General features: G+C 36.8%; 17 protein-coding genes and 1 pseudogene. 12 read left to right on the forward strand and 6 right to left on the reverse strand.

Annotated features, from left to right (window positions below):
- Nucleotides 1–234 precede the first annotated feature (234 nt).
- A complete protein-coding gene (locus tag AC3ANL_RS13270; protein ID WP_488324915.1) occupies nucleotides 235–3,267 on the reverse strand; it encodes an efflux RND transporter permease subunit in 3,033 nt (1,010 codons plus the stop codon).
- A gap of 212 nt (nucleotides 3,268–3,479) precedes the next feature.
- Here AC3ANL_RS13270 and AC3ANL_RS13275 point away from each other — a divergent pair, with 212 nt between their 5' ends.
- From AC3ANL_RS13275 to AC3ANL_RS13305, 7 genes are all read left to right on the forward strand, one after another.
- Nucleotides 3,480–3,647, forward strand: coding sequence for a hypothetical protein (locus tag AC3ANL_RS13275; RefSeq protein ID WP_488324916.1), 168 nt, complete (start codon nucleotides 3,480–3,482; stop codon nucleotides 3,645–3,647).
- Nucleotides 3,637–4,092, forward strand: coding sequence for a 3'-5' exonuclease (locus AC3ANL_RS13280; protein WP_488329723.1), 456 nt, complete (start codon nucleotides 3,637–3,639; stop codon nucleotides 4,090–4,092). Before AC3ANL_RS13275 ends, AC3ANL_RS13280 begins: the two co-directional genes overlap by 11 nt.
- Nucleotides 4,093–4,482: 390 nt before the next feature.
- Complete coding sequence (locus AC3ANL_RS13285) at nucleotides 4,483–4,662, forward strand: hypothetical protein (RefSeq protein ID WP_488324917.1); 180 nt, start codon at nucleotides 4,483–4,485, stop codon at nucleotides 4,660–4,662.
- A 51-nt stretch (nucleotides 4,663–4,713) separates the two neighbouring features.
- Nucleotides 4,714–5,265, forward strand: a complete 552-nt coding sequence (locus AC3ANL_RS13290; RefSeq protein WP_488329724.1) for an RQC-minor-1 family DNA-binding protein — start codon at nucleotides 4,714–4,716, stop codon at nucleotides 5,263–5,265.
- Between the two features lie 39 nt (nucleotides 5,266–5,304).
- Nucleotides 5,305–6,054 (forward strand): GNAT family N-acetyltransferase, encoded by a 750-nt coding sequence (locus AC3ANL_RS13295; RefSeq protein ID WP_488324918.1) that lies wholly within the window; start codon nucleotides 5,305–5,307, stop codon nucleotides 6,052–6,054.
- A gap of 399 nt (nucleotides 6,055–6,453) precedes the next feature.
- The gene (locus AC3ANL_RS13300; RefSeq protein WP_488324919.1) at nucleotides 6,454–6,594 is read left to right on the forward strand and encodes a hypothetical protein; all 141 of its coding nucleotides are present in this window, start codon (nucleotides 6,454–6,456) and stop codon (nucleotides 6,592–6,594) included.
- Between the two features lie 107 nt (nucleotides 6,595–6,701).
- Complete coding sequence (locus AC3ANL_RS13305) at nucleotides 6,702–7,199, forward strand: P-loop nucleotide/nucleoside kinase family protein (protein WP_488324920.1); 498 nt, start codon at nucleotides 6,702–6,704, stop codon at nucleotides 7,197–7,199.
- 589 nt (nucleotides 7,200–7,788) lie between these two features.
- On the opposite strand, the gene AC3ANL_RS13310 is transcribed toward AC3ANL_RS13305, so the two are convergent.
- Nucleotides 7,789–8,217, reverse strand: coding sequence for a MarR family winged helix-turn-helix transcriptional regulator (locus tag AC3ANL_RS13310; RefSeq protein ID WP_488324921.1), 429 nt, complete (start codon nucleotides 8,215–8,217; stop codon nucleotides 7,789–7,791).
- 224 nt (nucleotides 8,218–8,441) lie between these two features.
- Between AC3ANL_RS13310 and AC3ANL_RS13315 the strand changes: the two genes are divergently transcribed.
- From AC3ANL_RS13315 to AC3ANL_RS13325, 3 genes and pseudogenes are all read left to right on the forward strand, one after another.
- Nucleotides 8,442–9,920 carry an aldehyde dehydrogenase family protein gene (locus AC3ANL_RS13315; protein ID WP_488324922.1) on the forward strand — a complete coding sequence of 493 codons (1,479 nt, stop codon included), beginning with the start codon at nucleotides 8,442–8,444 and terminating at the stop codon, nucleotides 9,918–9,920.
- Nucleotides 9,921–10,237: 317 nt separating this feature from the next.
- Nucleotides 10,238–10,447 (forward strand): annotated as a pseudogene (locus AC3ANL_RS13320) (DUF6366 family protein); the annotation flags it as partial.
- A gap of 254 nt (nucleotides 10,448–10,701) precedes the next feature.
- A complete protein-coding gene (locus AC3ANL_RS13325) occupies nucleotides 10,702–11,127 on the forward strand; it encodes a hypothetical protein (RefSeq protein WP_488324923.1) in 426 nt (141 codons plus the stop codon).
- 375 nt (nucleotides 11,128–11,502) lie between these two features.
- Here the strand turns inward: AC3ANL_RS13325 and AC3ANL_RS13330 are convergent, their stop codons facing one another.
- Complete coding sequence (locus AC3ANL_RS13330; RefSeq protein ID WP_168243875.1) at nucleotides 11,503–11,952, reverse strand: peptide deformylase; 450 nt, start codon at nucleotides 11,950–11,952, stop codon at nucleotides 11,503–11,505.
- 344 nt (nucleotides 11,953–12,296) lie between these two features.
- Here AC3ANL_RS13330 and AC3ANL_RS13335 point away from each other — a divergent pair, with 344 nt between their 5' ends.
- Entirely contained in the window at nucleotides 12,297–13,592 is a 1,296-nt protein-coding gene (locus tag AC3ANL_RS13335) for an IS110 family RNA-guided transposase (RefSeq protein WP_488324924.1), read from the forward strand.
- Between the two features lie 818 nt (nucleotides 13,593–14,410).
- Nucleotides 14,411–15,499, forward strand: a complete 1,089-nt coding sequence (gene xerS, locus AC3ANL_RS13340) for a tyrosine recombinase XerS (RefSeq protein ID WP_488324925.1) — start codon at nucleotides 14,411–14,413, stop codon at nucleotides 15,497–15,499.
- 284 nt (nucleotides 15,500–15,783) lie between these two features.
- Here the strand turns inward: xerS and AC3ANL_RS13345 are convergent, their stop codons facing one another.
- The 3 genes from AC3ANL_RS13345 to AC3ANL_RS13355 all read right to left on the reverse strand — a co-directional run bounded on the left by AC3ANL_RS13345 (nucleotide 15,784) and on the right by AC3ANL_RS13355 (nucleotide 19,936).
- Nucleotides 15,784–17,664, reverse strand: a complete 1,881-nt coding sequence (locus tag AC3ANL_RS13345; RefSeq protein ID WP_488324926.1) for an ABC transporter ATP-binding protein — start codon at nucleotides 17,662–17,664, stop codon at nucleotides 15,784–15,786.
- Nucleotides 17,661–19,388 carry an ABC transporter ATP-binding protein gene (locus AC3ANL_RS13350; RefSeq protein ID WP_488324927.1) on the reverse strand — a complete coding sequence of 576 codons (1,728 nt, stop codon included), beginning with the start codon at nucleotides 19,386–19,388 and terminating at the stop codon, nucleotides 17,661–17,663. Before AC3ANL_RS13350 ends, AC3ANL_RS13345 begins: the two co-directional genes overlap by 4 nt.
- 95 nt (nucleotides 19,389–19,483) lie before the next feature.
- Nucleotides 19,484–19,936 (reverse strand): MarR family winged helix-turn-helix transcriptional regulator, encoded by a 453-nt coding sequence (locus AC3ANL_RS13355; protein WP_488324928.1) that lies wholly within the window; start codon nucleotides 19,934–19,936, stop codon nucleotides 19,484–19,486.
- Between the last annotated feature and the right edge of the window lie 58 nt (nucleotides 19,937–19,994).

A 19,994-nucleotide genomic window follows, 5' to 3' on the forward strand; every position in this document is an offset into this window, starting at 1 on the left:
TTTATTCAGATCCTGTCATCACACGAGGGATATATATTTCTGTCGAAGGAAAACGGAGCGCGGAGATGAGTTCAAAACTGCAGATTACATTTAAAGGGAGAAAGGATAGTAAGGGGGAGTGTGTTTTAAAAGAATCGCACATATTTACCAACACAATATGTGCGATTCTTTTATTTTTCATTTCTTATCTCCATAAGTTGGGTAGACAAACTGAACTGTTTCTATTTTGGCAATTTATTGACCTATTGTTTCTGTTACTTGGTTAGCTTGCACCCTTTGTTTTTTTGCTTTCCGGAAGTGGAATAATTCATAGAATGTTGGGATGATAATCAGCGTCAAAAGGGTAGACACGATGAGTCCAAAAATCACGACCACAGCGAGTCCCTTTGAAACAAGATTTAAACTCATCGCCGATTCATGTGCAACGAGAAGCGGCAACATGGCAAAGACAGTGGCAAGTGCTGTCATAAGGATCGGCCGCAGACGTACAGTTCCTGCTTCCATAATCGCTTCCCTGATGGTCATTGTTTCTTCATTGTGGCGGATTCGGTCAACGAGCACAATGGCATTGGTTACCACAATCCCAACGAGCATCAGCATCCCGATACCAGAAGAAATATTGATGCTTGAGTTGGTGATTACGAGACCTAACAGCGAACCGATCGCTGCAAGCGGCAATGTAAGCAAGATCGCGATGCTTGCACGGAACGACTTTAAGGTCACGAGCAAAATCATAAACACGATTCCAATTGATAACATAGACAGTTTAGCGAGTTCCCCTAATTGATCGGAGGACTGCATGGAAGAACCGGTAAGTTCTGCACTTGTTCCTTTGGAAAATGTTTCATCTTTGTTCCAAGTTAGGAGCTGCTGCTGAACTTTACTGGCAACGTCTACCATTTTATCCGGATTCACTTGAGCCGTTACTTGTAGATAATGATGCCCGTCTTTTGTAAAGATGGTCCCTAGCTCATTGCTTTCTTTAACCTTCGCAATACTTGATAAAGCAACAGGCCCATCTGGCGTCATCAGTTGCAGATTTTTTAAATCGTCTACCGTTTGAATCTCTTTTAGTGCTCCCAATTGTACGGCAGTGGTCCGTCCGTCAATCTGAATGTTTCCAATCACTGCAGGCTTTATCATTGCAGTAATAGATTGGGCGACTTCCTGGGCATTTGATAATGTTGAATCTACCTGAATGGTAAAGGTTGGTTTTGTATTTTGATCGTTGCTTTCTACTTTTTCCACGCCATCCATGCTGCTTATTTCCTTCTTAACCATATCAGCCGCTTTTTTGATGTCGTCGTCGTTCTTTCCGATGACATCAATGGAAACAGTCGTTGTATTGGTTCCGAGCAGGCCTGCTGTTTCAGCCGTCAGCTCCGCATTTGGAAACTGGTCTTTTGTTTTTCGGATGTCTTTTACAAAATTGGCAGAATCGATCCCTTCTTTAGGAAAAATCATAAATCGAACAACGTTTGCATCTTGCAGGTTGCCATATTGCGCAGATTCCTTATTGACACCTGCCACAGTAATATGGGTTTTTACCCCTTCTTTTTCTGAAAGAATGCTCTCCATTTTCGCAACACCGTCTTTTATTTTGCTAAATGGCGTTCCGTTATCATAGTGAAGGCCGATTGCTATGTAGGCGGAATCTTTCTGATCGACAGAACCTTTAGGCATGCTTATAAATAACCCAACAGACCCGGCTACAACCAGAATCGCAATCGTGATTGGCAGCCATTTATGATTCAGTGACCATTTCAACAAAGAAGGGTAGAATGATTTTGGCTTGTGTTCCTTCACTTTTACCTTTTTCATCATCCGGGCGCTGAGTGCTGGGACCACTGTCAGTGAAACAAGCAGTGAAGAAAGTAATGAACTAGTAATCGTAATGGCAAACGGAGCAACTAAGTCTCTCAATCCTCCCGAAACAATTAGCATTGGAAGAAATACTGCTACTGTTGTGAGAGTGGATGACGTGATGGCTGATCCCACTTCTTTTACTGATTCGATAAGAAAGGCAGGGGTTAATTCATTATTTTGCTTTCTTCGGTAAATATTCTCTACTACCACAATGCTGTCATCCACTAGCCGTCCGACCGATACTGCAACACCTCCAAGTGTGAGGATGTTTAAGGTAACACCAAAGAAGGAGAGTAGAATCATCGTCATGCAAAGGGACAATGGTATGCTGATAATCGTGATCAGGGTCATTCGGAAACTGCGCAGGAATAACCAGATAATAAGGGTGGCAAATAATGCTCCGGTCAATACTTCTCTTGTCATCGAATTAATGGAATCAAGAACAGTATCTCCTAAATTCATCATGATCGTTGCTTGAAGGGTTCCCTTGTAATCCTTATTCATTTTTTTTACTGTGTCTTCCACCTGTTTTCCAAGTGTTACCGCATTGGAGGTGGAATCCTTCTGAATGACAACGTCGATAAAGGTCTTTCCATTCAGATGGATGATATTTTCGGTATCTTCTTGCAAGGAAATATCAGCAACATCCTGTAATTTTGTCTTACTGTTTAACTGAATGTTTTTGAGTTCATCGAGCGTTTCTAATTTTCCTGTTACGATTATGCTTGTTGCTTCGTTGTTAATCGTTTGTTCGCCCACCGCAACGGAAGCCGCTTTCCCTTGAAGGAGCGTGTATAGTTTTTCAAGCGGGAAATTTGCTGACGCTAATTTATTCGTGTCGACTTTAATCATCACTTGTTTATTACTTTCGCCATTGGTAATGACATTGCCGACACCCTTTAGGTCTTTAAACATCGGCATAATCTCGTTTTCTACGATATTTAGTTCATGGTTGCCAATTTCCTTATCAAAGGTGAGACCTAATTCAACAATCGGAATTTCAGAAGTGTTAAGGTTAATAACATATGGTTTCATAACCCCATTGGGGAGATGAACCATTGAAATTCTTTCTTCAATTTGCTGTTTAGCCTCTTTTACATTAATTTTAGATTCAAAGGTGACTGTCAACTGGCTAAAATTATTTCCTGTTTGTGCAACTACATTTTGTTTTCCTCTGACACCGTTCAATGCCTTTTCAATTGGCTGTGTTACTTGTTCATCCATGCTTACGGCATCCAAACCATTTCCAACTGTTGATATGGTTACGTATGGCTGGTCGGCAGATGGCATCAGTTCCATTGGAATTGTACTGTAACTAAAAATGCCAAAAATCATCGAGGCAATTACTGCGAAAACCAATGCCGCTTTGTTCCGCAATGCCCATTTGGTAAACCAAGTCATAAAAGATCCCCCTATTTTAAAAGTCATAAAAACAGGTAAATTATACCCTTATTAGGCTAATTTTACCATTACATTTTTCTTAGTTTTACAAAAAATTAAGTTATACAACACAAAAACACCAACCCCGCTGATTTGCGAATTATCAAGCAGATTCTGGAGATCATTTATAATAAACTTTTGGATTGTATGAGTCGGCTAAAAGAACCAAGGTCGTGAATCGTAACCTTGTAGGAGATATTATTGCACCGCAAAGTACGAAACGGAACGGGCTTGAACTAGGTATCATCAAAGCTGCGAATTTCTATGATGAGATGAGAGTAGTTTCCAGACAGATAAAAAAGCTGCATGAGGAGAGAAAGGTTCCTCTTGATGAGGTATAAACCTTTTAGGTTGAAGAGAACACAGATTACCTTATTATTGGATTCCGAAAATGATGTTACAAAACGTTCATTTGAAAATGAAGATGTCAAGATGAAAATAAACACGATTGATAGCAGTAAAGGACTTGATTTTCAATCGGTTTTTATTGTCACTGTTGATTCTATGCCATTTCCGATAGAAGATGACAAAGAGAGAAAAGTGTCCTTGTTTTATATAGGGATGACTAGAGCTAAGGAATATCTATGCTTATCGGACTCTGGTGAATCGGAATTTACACAGTATTTGGAACAGATTTTGATCGAGAGAAATCAAAACAAAAGTGATAGGCTGAAAATTAAATTAATAAACAGGGAAAGAGCATGGCCTTTGTTAGTCTATCCTTTGCTGCACAGTCATTTAATCAAAAATAATCCTCCATTGAGTTTAGAGTCTCGGGTGGATTAAAACCTCACAATAGCCGACCCTTTTGAGGAAACTGTATATTGCTGGAACGAACATGTTGCTGCATGTTCGTTCTTTTTTATCTATTCAATACTTATTTTAATTTTAACCGAATTGAATGAAAATTCCTCCCCTAATCTTGCTTTCTATTGCTGAGCCGCACATTCATACATCCATGTACAGTCTGTTTCATTTCCCTATTTTCACCATATGACTATAATGGGATAATAGTAGTAATAGCAATTTGGTTAATTTAATAAGGGAAGTATAAGGAGGTAACTCCTTTAGAATTATCGCATGGATGAATTGGATGAGTAGATTGACATCCCATCCTTTAAATAAATTTATTCATGGTTATACTTGTAATGAGTTATATGTAAATGAGGGATGACGATGGTTAAAAAAGGAAGGCAAGTGAAATATGAGCTTAATCCAAACGGAATTAAGTCTTTGCCAATCAATGAAATTAAAACCATTTTGCGTGGGGCAGACGACTTGATCATGAGTGGTGGCCGGGCTATGCTTGCCAAAATTCTTGCTGGATCGAAGGATAAAAAGTTATTAGAACTATAACTGAACTACAGCCCGGTATACGGAGCATTTAACGGTGTATCGCAAAAAGAGATACTTGCAAAAATAGATTGGTTGATTCTACATCATTATTTAGCCATCGATTATAACGGCAGACTTCCATTGCTAGTCTTTACGGATAAAGGCTGGGAAATTGAACGTGAGACCTATGCGGATGAATTATTGGAAAAGCTTATTGATGCTGCCGAAAATAGATCTTATGAGTTTGTTGAATCCTTAAAAGATCGGAATCGTGGTTTGATTCTACGTTTATTAGATAAAATTGCAGAATCAGACAATAAAGAGTTAATCACAATCCTAGATGCATGGCATACGATTGAATATAAAAAAGTTAGGACGAGGATTCAAGAAGTTTTCGATCGGTTGGAAAAAGTAGAAGAACAGGTAAAAATACCAAATCAAGAAGTGATCTCTTTTTCTGCAAATAAACAATGGCTTTCGATTCCTGTAGATATCCGTAGAAAATTAGAACAAAATGTTTGGTGCGGTTCTTGTAGTGATGTTGTGAAGATTGAAAACTATACAGTCAAAGAAATTTCTAGTGGAATTGTATTGGAAGGGAAATGTAAAAAAATATGGTCATAACGTGGCAAGAGTGATTGACTAAAGGAGAAACGATCAATAATGCAAATAACATTTGAAAATATTTATACACTTGGCCATGTTGTATTTGAAGATGATCAATACAAACATATCCATTATCCGGAAATGTTAACTAGATATGATAGTAATTTTATTGAGTTTAAAAAAATGCCGACGCTAAGTAAATTTAAAAATACTGAAAGCTACTTAAGAGAATTCCATTTAAAACAGGGGCAAGACCATGTAAGGTTTTATTTTCCCGCAATTGAAAAACCTGGAGTGGAACTGATTGATTATATGAAGCATTCAGACTATGAGATTGGTTTTCACGAACTATATGCGATTCAACCCAATCAATTTCCTTTTGTCAAAGAAAACCCAGATATTGAGATTCATGCTGTGACTGAAAAGAATCTTGAGACATTTCTTACATTTCAGTATCAGCTAGATTTAATAAATGGTAGTGAATTTGCCAATCAAAAGCAAGAATTACTTAAACGAAATTTTAAAAATCGGAATATAGAGCAGCTGCTTGCTACATATAAAGGAACTCCTGCTGGTATAGTTGATATTATTATTGCCAATCATACAGCTGAAATTGATGGTTTAGTGGTGGAAGAAAGCTTTCAGAAAAAAGGGATAGGAAGCAGGCTGCAGAAGTTTGTTATGGAGAAATTTTCTAATAAGACCATCATTCTAGTTGCGGATGGTGAAGATACACCTAGAGAAATGTATAGAAGACAAAACTATCAGTATCATGGTTTTAAATATCTATCCCATAAAGTTTACTAAATTGTCCTTTCACACCTATATAAGAGGTCTAGAATTTTAGCTCCAACTTTAATGTAGAATCATGTAAAGGTCACTGCACAATTATATTTTTAGCACTTTTGGCAATAAAAAAACAATGTCCTCAAACTAATGATAGAGTTCCACTAAATTAGTGATCCCACGTTTAAGTCAAAGGTACATGGATAACACAATTAAAATTAATTAAAGAAATCTTTGAAGAAGACCTCTTTTAGGTGAACGGAAACATATTTGGATTTCGGTCTATTAAATAAAGCAACCTCGTAATTTGATAACCAATTCAATTCCTCTAGATAGTAACTGAATATTATATCATCTGGTTTAGTTGATGAGACAAGTTTTTTCCTAATGTTGAAAAGATGAAAGAAGTAGGGGTAGCCGTTGGGGGATGCGATAAGGAAACACCCTGAAAAAGCATTAGGTATAGGTGGGGTCTTAGGGGGTCTTTATATCCTAAAACATAAAAAAATTAAATTCAAACTTAAAAGACCAGATTTAGACATTGAATTTGAAACTGAATAAATTTATTTAAAGAAGACAGTTACTATTACTAATAACCTAGGTTGTAAATTATAGTTTTACAAGGTGGGGCAACAACCACTAAAATAAGCCCGGGGGGTTAAAAGTATATGAAACAATTGGGGACGCTATACTTTTTCTGTGGAAAAATTGGAGCAGGAAAATCAACTAAATCAAAACAATTGGCTATAGATAAACATGCGGTACTGTTGTCTGAGGATGAATGGCTTTCATCTCTTTATCCCAATCAGATCACATCATTTGAGGACTATCTAAAATTCTCAGCGCAGCTCAAGCCGTTGGTGAAAAAGCATGTCCAAAACATATTAAGTGTCGGTACAGATGTAGTGATGGATTTTCCAGCTAACACTCAAAAACTGCGAAAGTGGTTTTTGGATATGGCGTCAGAGGTCAATGCAAACCATCAACTAATTTTCCTTAATTTTAATAACGAGAAATGCTTACGTCAAATTGCACAAAGGCGTAACGAACAACCCGAAAGAGCAGCTTTTGACACGGAAGCGGTGTTTATTCATGTTACTAAATTTTTTGAAGCACCAGAAGCAACCGAGGGTTTAAATATTTTAGAGTTTAGTGGAAAAGAATAACAAGGAGTTCAACACAGCGTTATAGAACCAGAAGAAAAATTCGATTACAACGGGTAGTTTAACCTTCTCAATAAGCTGTTTCATTCTATCAACTCCAAAGATTTATACTTTATAATTTAAGGATAGGTTATTTTTCAAAATTGTTTAATTCCGCGACCCCCGCCCCCTACAAAGACCCACTGGGTATGAGCACAATAATTACGCGCTTCAGTATCACTTCACAGCCAAAACACATGTTGAGTGTTGTTCACTACTAGTTAGAAAAAAATGAATGAGTGATTCGTGTGTATAAAGTACCTTCTGTTCTGGGAGGTACTCTTTATGATATAAAATGAAATGTGAGTAAGAAAAGTTTTAATGTATATATGTTAAAATCGATGTCTTTGTGAAGTGGTACACTTAAACTAACGGGTGCGTTAGTTTAACAAGGAATGAGGAAAAGAGACCTCATATAAGAGGTCTCTTTTCTTTTGCACAAAAATCAACATTATCGTTTAACAGAGCCTAAATATTAAAAGGCTAATGTTTGTATATTGTTTTACATAATGGCCATTTTAAAGAGAGCTTGAAATGTTAACAAACGCTAATCTTATTTCTGTACGTTTTGATTGATTTTCGCAAGGACTTTTTCCAAAAGGGAGAGTTCTTCTTTCGTTATCCCGTTGCAGACAGTCTCATTAAACTGTTCAATGATGGGAAGGACTTCCTCACCTAATTTCTTTCCCATTTCAGTCAGATAAAGACGTACGGAACGGCGGTCATCTTTACAATTCATTCTATTTACAAGTCCTTTTTTTTCAAGACTAAACGCCATTCTCGTGATATTTGTTTTATCCTTATTAAGAAATTCTGCCAGTTGGTTTTGCGTTAAGCCTTCTTTTTCCCACAGCAGCATCATAATTAAATTTTGTTCAGGGGCTAGATGATAGGGCTCCAATTGGGCCTTTATATAATTCGTTAGATTGAGATCGGTTTGATGAAGTTTAATACTAATAAAATCCTGAAAAGATAAATTCAATGGATTCACACGCCTTATTTCAATAGTTGCTATACAAACTAGTTTAGTTGAAGATTCTGCAAGATACAATCAGTATTGACCATTTATTTCAGTAAATAAGATGAATTTGTGAAGTGAAGCATTTTATTTGACCCAATAAATCAGTTTGAGTATAGTTGTTATGTCAACAGTTGCTATAGCAACTGTATGAATAAATCTATTAAATAAAAAAGGGGATCATTAAAATGGGAGAAAAACAAGTAGTTATTGATGCCATTATTAATGGCGAAAAAGTAAAATCAGAAAAACAAGCACCTCGTGCAAATCCAACACGCCCAAATGAGATTGTTGGATTTGCACCAGTAAATACAAGGGAAGATGCCATTCGTGCAATCGATGCGGCTCATGATGCATTTTCAAGTTGGACCCAAACATCCATTGAAGAACGAGTGGAACGGATGAGAAAAGCAATCCAAAAAATCAAAGATCAAACAACAGAAATCGCTAAATTGTTATCAAGAGAACACGGTAAACCTCTATATGATGCAATGGGTGAAATTGGTGTTTCATTAGCTTGGATGGAATTTGCTTGCGACAATGCGGTTGAAGTATTAAAAGACGAAGTTCAGGAACATGAAAGTGGAAAAACGATTATTGCCAGAGATGGCCTTGGCGTGGTTGCAGCGATTACACCTTGGAACTATCCATTGTCACTTTCTACTATCAAAATAGCACCTGCGCTATTAGCAGGAAACACCATGGTCTTAAAGCCAAGTCCATTAGCACCATTAGCTGTCAGCAAAGTAGTTGAAATTGTTGCAGAAGAGTTTCCAAACGGTGTTCTCAACCTTGTTCATGGTGAAAGTGATGTGGGTATAGAATTAACTTCTAATCCAAAAGTAGCCAAGATCGCCTTTACAGGTGGAACTCAAACTGCGAAACATATCATGAAAGCTGCAGCTGACACCATCAAAAACATGACACTGGAATTAGGCGGTAACGATGCGGCGGTTATTTTAGAAGATTTCGATGTGAACGATGAAAGAGCGATGCGTCGTCTAGTAATCTCTAATTTCTTAACAGCTGGCCAAATTTGTATGATTGCAAAACGAGTATACGTTCATCGTGCTATTTATGATCAGTTTGTTGAAAAATATATTGAAGCAGCCAATAAATGGATTCGAGTCGGAGATCCATTTAATAAAGATGTAACCATTGGGCCTGTAAACAATCGTAGACAAGTTGAATATGTTCAAAGCTTAATTGATGATGCGGAAAGTAAAGGTGCTAAAGTCATCAAATTAGGTAAAGTTTTGGATGAGGACGTATTTAATACAGGCTATTTCATGCAGCCAACACTTGTTTTAGGCGCAGATTACAACGATCGAATCGTTGTAGAAGAGCAATTTGGACCAACTCTTCCAATTCTACCTTTTGATGATGATCAACACGCGATTTCACTAGTGAACGACAGCATCTATGGATTGACAAGCTCTGTTTGGGGCAAGGAAGAACATGCTATTAAGGTAGCGAAACAGATTCAGGCTGGAACAACTATGATTAATACCGCAGCTGTTCAAGGTCTAGATGTACGCTTCCCATTTGGTGGAGTGAAACAATCCGGTATTGGCCGCGAATATGGTAAGGAAGGCCTTCTTGCTTACACTGATACACATGTCATCAATATACCTAAAAAAGGGGAATTAGCGTATATTCCTGAATAATAAGAGGCAATCGATAAACCCAGTAAATTCATTTTACTGGGTTATTTTTTTTTAGAGAGACTTAAATAATAAGAAAAGGCAATTCATTAACAAAACAATAAGAACGAATCGTTATCTTGGTAATCCATTTTCGTTAAAGGTTTAACTTATTCAATTATCGGGGTGATTCTTCATTTGATGAGGTCGCTTTTATATTTTTGAAAAAGATTGTGAATTGTTGTACTTACACTAACGTGGCAGTTTAGTTCAACAAGGATAATGGACTTTCATTATAGAATTTAAGAGGAATGATTGTTTAATTTACTGGAGGTGTTTAAATGCAAGATAACAAAGAAACTCCTGAACAAAAAAGAGAGAGATTAAGACAACAAGAATTGAAAAGCAGCCCAACAGGTAATATAAACGATGCTTTTAATAGAGCAAACAGCGGAGGTCTTGTGGATTTAGTAGGAAGTTTAGGTTGGAAAGGGACAGGGATACTTATCCTTGTAATCATAATAGGTTTTATAATTAATTCATTTTTTTTTCAAGTAACGGGTGTAAGAGTTGGAAGAACCAGCTGCCGAACTAGGCGGCTTTTTTCTTGTTGAACTAAAGGGGCAGGTTAGAGTAAGAGAGAATGGAAATAAAGACCAAATGATTTGTGGTTATGTTAGAATAAAGTTACCAAAATGGTTATAGAGAAGTCGGAGGAATTGGAAAGAATGATTGATTTTAAAAGTAATATGTACCCAAATGTATTAGCTTTGGTTCGGGGTTTTCATTATGGTTGGGTGATTAAATGAAGAAGAGAATGGTTTTATTAATAATAATTTTTTGTTCACTTTTAGTAGGGTGTAATAGCAAAGAAACAATAAGTGTTACACATAATTATAAGTTTTATGGTGAAGGAAACCACTGGACGGCAAATTTAAATTTTTCAGGTAGAGGGGGTAATTCTACCCATTATGGTGAATATAAAAAAGATTTTGTACTTGAATACAAAGGTGATTATACGGATATCTCCAACTCAGTTGTAAGCTATTCTTATAAATCTTGCGGAGGGTCAGAACGTGGGTCTGAAAGCCCTCCTGGTACAAAGTATATTCGGACCAGTTCAGAAGGTAGTGGTGGTGATATACAAAGTGAAGAAGAAGTAATTAAGGTAATCGTAAAGTGGAATGGTAAAGAAGAAATTATACAGATGAAAATAAATAATGATGAATAAGTATATTATTATCCTTATTTAACTAACTGTGCATTACTCTTACAAGAGGTAATGCCTTTTTCTTATTCACGATTTATGAATTTGTGAAGGATTGTACTTAAACTATCGGGTGCTAGAGTTGAATAAGACCAGGTTGCTGCGGCAGCCTTTTTTCTTGTTCCACTACCGTGGCAGAAATCTATTTTTTCATTAATTTAACGAAGAATATGATTTGAAGGAACAAACATATTTAAATCAATAAATTCAAATTTACTTTGATATTCATCTTTACGACCGAAAAAATTCCCCTAATAAAAAACCTGTATAGAAAAAATTCTATTCAGGTTTTAGAAAATCCTATTATTTTTGTCAACAGCCCCAAAATCCGTTGCCTTTTTAAAATGCCTGCAAAGTTTTGCTTGTAAAAAGAATTCCTTCCAAATGATCAAATTCATGCTGGAATATAATCGAATCCATACCTCCCATCTCACGGAATATCCTTTCACCAAAGATTGATAAATAGGAAATCCTTATCATGAGGTAGCGCTGAACAATCCCTATAATCCCTGGGAGAGAGATACATCCTTCGCCAGATGGTAATGAGTTGGGTGTTGGATCAAGTATATCAAAACTTGGATTGATTAAAATTTCTGTTCCTGTTGTAAATCGAGCAACAAAAGCCCGTTTTGATACGCCGACTTGCGGTAATGAAATTCCTAATACATGTGGCGAATTTTCCACGAACGTTTTCATTTCATTCAAAAGTGGAGTTACACTATAAATGTGTTCAACATCCATTGCTTTTTGAAACAAAATTGGGTTTGGAAATGTAAGAATGGAAAACATATCATCACCTTTCGTCTGAGTTAAATATTTTCAAAAAAAAGTCCTTTATAAAATGTATTCGAACGGAAGAAAAAAATAATAGGAAATCAAATTGACAATAAACATTATTAAAAAACCTGTATCGATTTATAAATCAATACAGGTTTTTAATGGTTTATAGTAATTCTTTAGTGGAACAAAGGGTTGCTGCGGCAGCCTTCTTTTTTATTGAACTAAAGGGGCAGCATTCCTGTAATTAAGGAAAATGGAGTTTGAACAAAAAAACAACCTCTTGGTAGAATGAAAGAGTCCTGACGCTGGCCAGCAAAAAGGACAAATCTCTCAAAATACCAGGAGGCTTTAAAATGAATTATAACCAGAATAAGAAGATTGCTCAAATAACTTCTCAAACTCTTATTATAGGAGTCGATATTGCTAAATTTAAGCATGTGGCACGTGCCCAGGATTTTAGAGGTATAGAGTTTGGATCACCATGTCAATTCGAAAATACAAAAGAAGGTTTTGAGCTTTTTCTACAATGGATTTCGGAAATCAAAAAAGAACAGAATATGGATAAAGTCATGGTTGGCATGGAGCCAACAGGACACTATTGGTTTAATCTCGCTCATATTTTAAAAGAAAACGGGATTAAATTTGTGGCTGTAAATCCCTTGCACGTCAAGAAAAGCAAGGTGTTGGATGATAACTCACCTACTAAGAATGATTTGAAAGACGCTAAAGTTATAGCCCAGCTGGTCAAAGACGGAAGATACGCCGAACCTACGATACCACAAGGTGTTTATGCCGAACTCCGTGTGGCAAAGAAAATACGCGATCTTTTAACAGAGGATCTCCAAACGGTCCAAGGGCAGGTTCACAACTGGATTGATCGGTACTTTCCTGAATTTCTAACAGTCTTTAAGAAGTGGGAGGGCAAGGCAGCGTTACAATTTTTAAAGCTCTATGCCTTACCTCATGAAATCGTAAATTTCTCTGAACATGAACTGCTTTCCCATTTAAGAAAATCCGTAACACGGAGTGTGGGATTAAGTAAGATTCGGGAGTTAAAGCAAGCAGCCAGTAAGTCCATCGGACTTCGACAAGGCTCCGAAATGGCTAAATTAGAGCTAAAAACGATTCTGGCTAAATATAAATTAATTCAGTTAAAATTCGAAGAATTGGATGCAAAAATAGATGGTTTACTCGATGAAATACCAGGTGTACCACAAATGTTAGCCATAAAAGGTGTGGGAAGGGATACAATTGCCGACTTCTTTGCGGAGGTTGGTGATCTTAGAGAATATTCTCATCCCCGGCAAATTATTAAGCTGGCCGGCTTAAGCTTAAAAGAAAATACATCTGGTAAGCACAAAGGAAAAACGACCATCACAAAAAGAGGACGAAAGAAACTGAGGGCTCTGTTATACAGGGTTTGTATGATTCTCGTCGCCAAAAATTCTGCATTTAAGACATTACATGCTTACTATACTCAACGTACAGATAATCCATTAAAGAAGATGCAGTCTCTTATCGCTTTATGTAATAAACTGATCCGTATCTTCTTTAGTATAGGTAAAAAGAAATTTGAGTTTAGTGAAGAAAAGATGTTAAAAGACATCCCTCATTTGTCAGTATTAAAGAAGGCAGAATTGGCCGCTTAATTTTGTTTTTTGTTTAGATAAATAATAGTTATTGTTTTATGGTTTTGGGGACATTCGAAGCACGGATTAGTCGGCAAAGCAACTAAATTACGGGCTAAGACCCTGTGGGGCAGAATGGCCGACATCCTCATGGTAAGGTTGGACGAAGGAATTTGAGAGCGAAGACTCTGTGAGACATGGGAGGGTTGACCTCCATGAGAAATGTGGACATCTACCAGTGCAATCATATTTTGACTCACCCACCAATTTTTGTAATTGGCTGGTTAGTGGGTAACGGCTCTTTTTTCTTTTGAAGTCCAATTTTATCCTTTCCAGTGATTATTCCCCAACTATTAAACATTTACCGTAAGGTAAACTACTATGAAAATCTAAGAAAACAGGAGAAAACGGGAGATTTTCCTTTCTTCATTGAGGGAGGATAGTTGAAGAATAAAATGGACATACGTTCCAAAAAGGATTTATTGATTTCGATACGTTTAATTTTCAAGGGAATAAACTCCCATGATGGTTTATTTCATGGGAGCAGTATCGGTGCGTGTACATATGTAAAACAGTCTGATAATTAGTCCAGTCCATGATATACTCTGGGTTATAGTCTTCAAAGTGGATAAAACTAAATTCTATTCGGGGCTAAGAATAAAAGAGGGAAGGACTAATATTTCGTCCCGAAATGTTAGTTAATATGGACTTTTGTGTCACTCGTCACTAAGCTAAATCTCCAGAAGAAGATCATGAGTCATGCTTATTACATAATTACGTAAAATATAAATTTGACGTAATTATGTTGATCAGATAATATGTAGAAGTGAGGTGATTTTATGGTAAATCAGGAAAAACAACAAAATTTTAAAAAACTGCAAGCGATCCTTAATGAATTACCCTGGTATGTTGATGAATATATCAATCATAAATTACGAAAACTTTCGACAGCTTCCTTATTTAATTATTGCCATGATTATAAAATCTTTTTCAATTGGATGATCAACGAGCAATTACATAAAGGTCAGATCAAGGATATCCCATTAGAACGACTCGAACAAATGACTGTAATGGAAGTTGAGAATTTTTTAAACTACCTGCACTATCAATTAAATAATAAAGAATTGACCATCAATCGGAAGTTATCTGCGCTAAAATCACTGTTTAATTACCTGCAAAACATTGCCGAAACACCTGATTTAAAGCCCTATATGAATCGAAATGTCATGGCAAAAATTGAATTTAACGAAGTAAAGGATAGCATGGAAACAAAAGCAAATAAAATGGAAGGAAAAATCCTTCTCGGCGATGAATATGAGAAATTTCGCTTATTTGTTGCTAATGATTATGGTGAATTAAATAAAGATAACAAAAAAATCTCTAACTTTTATCAACTTAATAAGGAACGTGATACCGCCATTGTTTCGTTAATCTTAGGTTCTGGACTTCGACTTTCGGAGTTAGTTGGGATTGAATTAGATGATATTGATTTTAGTAAGTATTGTGTTCGAGTAATTAGAAAAGGAAATAAAGAACAATTCGTTTATTTTAGCCAGGTTGCGATGGCTGACTTGCAGGAATATCTTGCTGTAAGAACGACAAAATACAAGGTCGATAAGTCAAATAAGGCGCTGTTCATTTCTGCTCCGGTGGGTCCTAAAGGAAAAACGCGAAGATTAACGGCCAGATCTGTGGAGAAACTTATAGAAAAATATGCCGCAGCATTCGGTAAACCAGCGTTATCTGTACATAAACTGAGACATTCATTTGCGACTAGATATCATGCTGAGATTAATGATGTACCGAAATTAAGACGGCAATTAGGCCACTCCTCTATACAAACAACAATGATATACACGCATATTAAGAATGATGATTTAAAAATTGCCGTTGATAAGATGGATATGCCAAAAGAACAAATGGAATAAACCTATCCCAACTGGTAATTAGCTGTCATAAATATGGCAGCTTTTATTTTAAATCAGTTTACATAATAATATTATGGTAACAAAAATGCGAATTGTCTCAATATCTAAGTATACTTAAGATATTGAGACGAATTAAAAAATTTTAATTTTAGAGCGTTTTAAATCTTTTTAGATCCACCTCTGTATGTATTTTTCTTTCAGCGACGATTTTAAACTAAAAAAAGCGCTTAGTAGCTCAAATGTTCCTTAAGCGCCTCAACAATATGAACAGTCTTGAGTTATAATTATCCTACATTTTTACGAGTAAATTGACTATTATACAAATCTGCATAAAACCCGCCTTTTTCCAATAATTCCTCATGATTTCCTTTTTCTATGACCCTTCCGTTATTCATTACAAGGATTAAATCAGCATCACGAATTGTTGATAGCCGGTGCGCTATTACAAAACTAGTCCGCCCCATCATCAAATGATCCATCGCTTTTTGAATCTGTACTTCCGTCCGGGTATCGACGCTGCTGGTGGCTTCGTCAAGAATTAGAATGGCCGGATCAGCAAGTATCGCTCTGGCAATGGTTAATAATTGCTTTTGACCTTGCGAAATATTGGATGCTTCCTCATTTAATACAGTATCATAGCCCTCTGGAAGTGTTCGTATAAAGTGATCCGCATTTGCTGCTTTAGCCGCAGCAATAATATCCACTTCTGTCGCCCCTTCCCTTCCATAAGCAATATTATCACGAATCGTACTATTGAATAGCCATGTATCTTGTAGAACCATACCAAATAGATGTCGAAGACTTTCTCTTTTTAATTCACGCGTATCGATTCCATCTATTAAAATCTTTCCTGAATTAATTTCATAGAATCGCATTAATAAATTGATTAAAGTGGTTTTACCAGCACCTGTGGGACCAACAATCGCTACCTTTTGGCCAGATTTTACATCAATATTCATATCTTCAATCAATAGTTCATTTTCCTTATACCCAAAGGACACCTGCTCAAATTTCACATTTCCTTGTGGAGAGTTAATTTCTATTGGTCTTATAGCTTCTGGTACCTCTTCCGTTTCGTCTAATATCTCAAAAACACGCTCGGCACTAGCAATCGTCGATTGGATGATATTTGCAATTTGTGCTGTTTGGGCAATGGGCTGTGAGAATTGACGTGCATACTGGATAAAGGCTTGTATATCACCAATTTCAATCGCTTTTTTCGTAACTAACAAGCCTCCTGCAACTGATACAAGGACATAACCAATATTATTGATAAACGACATAATGGGCATAATCATCCCGGACACGAATTGAGCCTTCCAGCCGGATTGATAGAGCGTTTCATTAATTTTCTCAAATTGTTCAATCGATTTTTTTTCATGCCCAAAAACCTTGATCACTTTATGTCCTGTGTACATTTCCTCAACGTGCCCGTTTAGCTGGCCTAGTGATTTTTGCTGCCCCTTAAAGTATGCTTGAGACTTTTTCGCAATGTTAGCTGTAGCGATAATACTTAACGGAAGCGTCACAATCACAATTAATGTCATTAATGGACTGATTGAAAGCATCATAATAATGACCCCAATTATGGTAACAACCGATGTAATGAGCTGGGTTAAACTTTGCTGTAAGGTATTGCTAATATTATCAACATCATTTACCGCCCGGCTAAGGATTTCCCCATGCGTACGGGAATCAAAGTATTTCAGGGGCATTCGGTTAAGCTTCTCTACTACCTCTGTTCTTAGGTTGTAGACCGTCTTTTGGGCAACCCCAGCCATGATATATTGTTGAATATAGGCAAATATAGCACTTAATATATATAGTCCAATTAACAGAATGATGATCTCGCCAATATAATTAAAATCAATTTTTGCTCCTGGAACACCCTTAAGCTTCATCATTAAGCCTTCAAAAAGCTTCGTTGTCGCCTTACCCATAATTTTGGGGCTGACAATCGCAAACACTGTACTGATCATAGCGGTAATTAAAACGGATAAAAGCTGTAATTTATATGGTTTTAAATAGCTTACTAGTCTTTTAAGGGTTCCTTTAAAATTCTTAGCCTTTTGGACAGGCATACCCATCCCCATTGGGCCAAATCCGCCCCGTCCAGGACCACCAGGACCTTTTTCCACTTTATGATTCTTGGCATCTTGGCTCATGCAATTTCCTCCTCTGAAAGCTGTGACATCACAATTTCACGATAAACCGGACTCGTTTCCATGAGTTCTTTATGTTTCCCAATCCCTGATATTTTGCCATTATCTAAAACAATAATTTGATCTGCATCCATAATGGTGCTCACTCGTTGGGCGACGATTAATAAAGTGGAATGAGCGGTTTCACCCTTTAATGCGGCTCGGAGCTTGCTGTCCGTTTTAAAATCTAAAGCTGAGAAGCTATCATCAAAAATATATATTTCCGGATTTCGAACAAGGGCACGAGCAATCGATAATCGTTGTTTTTGTCCACCTGAAACGTTTGTTCCCCCTTGGGAAATCATCGCATTAAAACCTTCTGGCATTGTTGAAATAAATTCAGATGCTTGAGCTATTTCAGCTGCATGCTCCACTTCCTGGTCCGTAGCATCTTCTTTACCATAACGAATGTTTTCAGCAATTGTACCTGTAAAAAGGATAGATTGTTGTGGAACAAAACCAATTTTTTCGCGCAGCTGCTCCTGGGTCATATCACGAACATCTACACCATCCACAAGGACTCTGCCGCTATCGACATCATAAAAGCGTGGAATTAAATTAATAAGTGTTGTTTTTCCTGAACCGGTCCCCCCTATAATGGCGGTCACTTCTCCAGGGTTCATCGAAAAAGAAATATTTGAAATGGCTGGCATTTCCGCTCCGTGATAGCTAAAAGTAACATTTTGAAACTCAACATGCCCTTTTTTGGCAACCTGAGGTGCAGGTACTGTCGGATCATTGATATCTGCCTCTATTGCAAGGACTTCATTGATTCTGACTGCTGATACGGATGCCCTTGGGATCATCACAAACATCATCGAGAGCATGATGAACGAGAACATAATTTGCATCGCATATTGAATAAACGCCATCATATCGCCAACTTCCATGTGCCCATTACTAATACGAAGACCGCCAAACCAAACAATTGCTACGGTAGTTAGGTTAAGTACAATCATCATAATCGGCATCATTGCAGCCATGATTTTATTCACTCTAATGGCCGTTTGTGTTAAATCCCAGTTTGCTTCATCAAAACGTTTTTTTTCAAAGTCCACCCGATTGAAGGAACGAATGACACGTATACCGGTTAAATTTTCTCGTAATACACGATTGAGGTTATCCAATTTTACTTGCATTGCTTTAAAAAGTGGAATCCCTTTTCTTGCAATAATTACGATAGCAATCACGAGAATGGGCAATGCGACAGCAAGAACTAACGTTAGCTTTGCATCTTTTGAATAGGCCATAATAATCCCGCCGATACACATCATGGGAGCCATTGCCATCATCCGCAGCATCATGACAAGTACCTGTTGAATTTGAGTAATATCGTTCGTTGTTCGGGTGATAAGTGAAGCCGTGCCAAGCTGATCAAACTCATGCAAGGAAAAGTTTCCAACGTGTGAAAAGACTTTGCTCCGCAATAATTTACCAAAGCCCGATGCTGCTTTAGCAGAAAAGAAACTAGCAGCAATCGAACAAATAATTCCACCAGCTGCAACAAGTAACATGTAACCGCCGATTTTCCAAATATAGTGGGTATCGCCAGTTACTACCCCCTTATCAACAATATCGGCCATTAAGGTTGGTAAATAAAGCTCAGACATTGATTGCAGCAGGACCAGTGCAAGAACAACGTATATAGGGATTTGAAATGGTTTAAGATATCTTCCTAATTTTATCAAGTTATTTCAGCTCCGTTTCCAGTGTAAATTTATTAACAATACATATACGAACAGTGTAAGAACAATTTAATTTATAACTCCACTCAGTTCCTAACCTATTGCTGGTTTAATTGATTGAAATAATCATGAACTTTAAAAAGTAATTCTGCCAATTGTTCACTTTCTTCTTCCCCTAAATAGTCAATTAAACCTACGAAGGTGTCAGCAAATTCCTTTCTTGCAGTATCTGCAGCTTCAATTCCTTTAGAAGTAAGCTTTATTTTTACAGCTCTTCTGTCCTCAGGATCGATTGTCCGTTCAATTAGGTTATCTTTTTCAAGGACATTAATGATTTGTGTAACCATTGGAGGAGTAACATGTAATAGCTTGCTAATTTCAGAGACCTTCATGACAGTATTTTTTTCATTTGCCTCGCGTTGTATTGCTGCAAGTATTCTGAATTCACTTGGATTAAAGCCAACTATTTTCTTTTCATGCCACTTTGTTTTTTTAAATTTTACAAAGGATTGAAGGAGCATTTGTGCAACTTTACTATCCATATTAATCATTCTTATCACCTCGTTTTTATTTGAAACTATAATTGTTAAGTAACTAAATTATTTATAT

This window comes from Neobacillus sp. DHD-1R, from assembly GCF_057747995.1.

Bases quoted from the DNA above. Each gene is read 5' to 3' on its own strand.
- AC3ANL_RS13325 (WP_488324923.1), top strand. From the start codon at position 10,702: ATGAAGAAGAGAATGGTTTTATTAATAATAATTTTTTGTTCACTTTTA.
- xerS (WP_488324925.1), top strand. From the start codon at position 14,411: ATGGTAAATCAGGAAAAACAACAAAATTTTAAAAAACTGCAAGCGATC.
- AC3ANL_RS13295 (WP_488324918.1), top strand. From the start codon at position 5,305: ATGCAAATAACATTTGAAAATATTTATACACTTGGCCATGTTGTATTT.
- AC3ANL_RS13270 (WP_488324915.1), bottom strand. From the start codon at position 3,267: ATGACTTGGTTTACCAAATGGGCATTGCGGAACAAAGCGGCATTGGTT.
- AC3ANL_RS13305 (WP_488324920.1), top strand. From the start codon at position 6,702: ATGAAACAATTGGGGACGCTATACTTTTTCTGTGGAAAAATTGGAGCA.
- AC3ANL_RS13335 (WP_488324924.1), top strand. From the start codon at position 12,297: ATGAATTATAACCAGAATAAGAAGATTGCTCAAATAACTTCTCAAACT.
- AC3ANL_RS13280 (WP_488329723.1), top strand. From the start codon at position 3,637: ATGAGGTATAAACCTTTTAGGTTGAAGAGAACACAGATTACCTTATTA.
- AC3ANL_RS13330 (WP_168243875.1), bottom strand. From the start codon at position 11,952: ATGTTTTCCATTCTTACATTTCCAAACCCAATTTTGTTTCAAAAAGCA.
- AC3ANL_RS13315 (WP_488324922.1), top strand. From the start codon at position 8,442: ATGGGAGAAAAACAAGTAGTTATTGATGCCATTATTAATGGCGAAAAA.
- AC3ANL_RS13345 (WP_488324926.1), bottom strand. From the start codon at position 17,664: ATGAGCCAAGATGCCAAGAATCATAAAGTGGAAAAAGGTCCTGGTGGT.
- AC3ANL_RS13285 (WP_488324917.1), top strand. From the start codon at position 4,483: ATGGTTAAAAAAGGAAGGCAAGTGAAATATGAGCTTAATCCAAACGGA.
- AC3ANL_RS13355 (WP_488324928.1), bottom strand. From the start codon at position 19,936: ATGATTAATATGGATAGTAAAGTTGCACAAATGCTCCTTCAATCCTTT.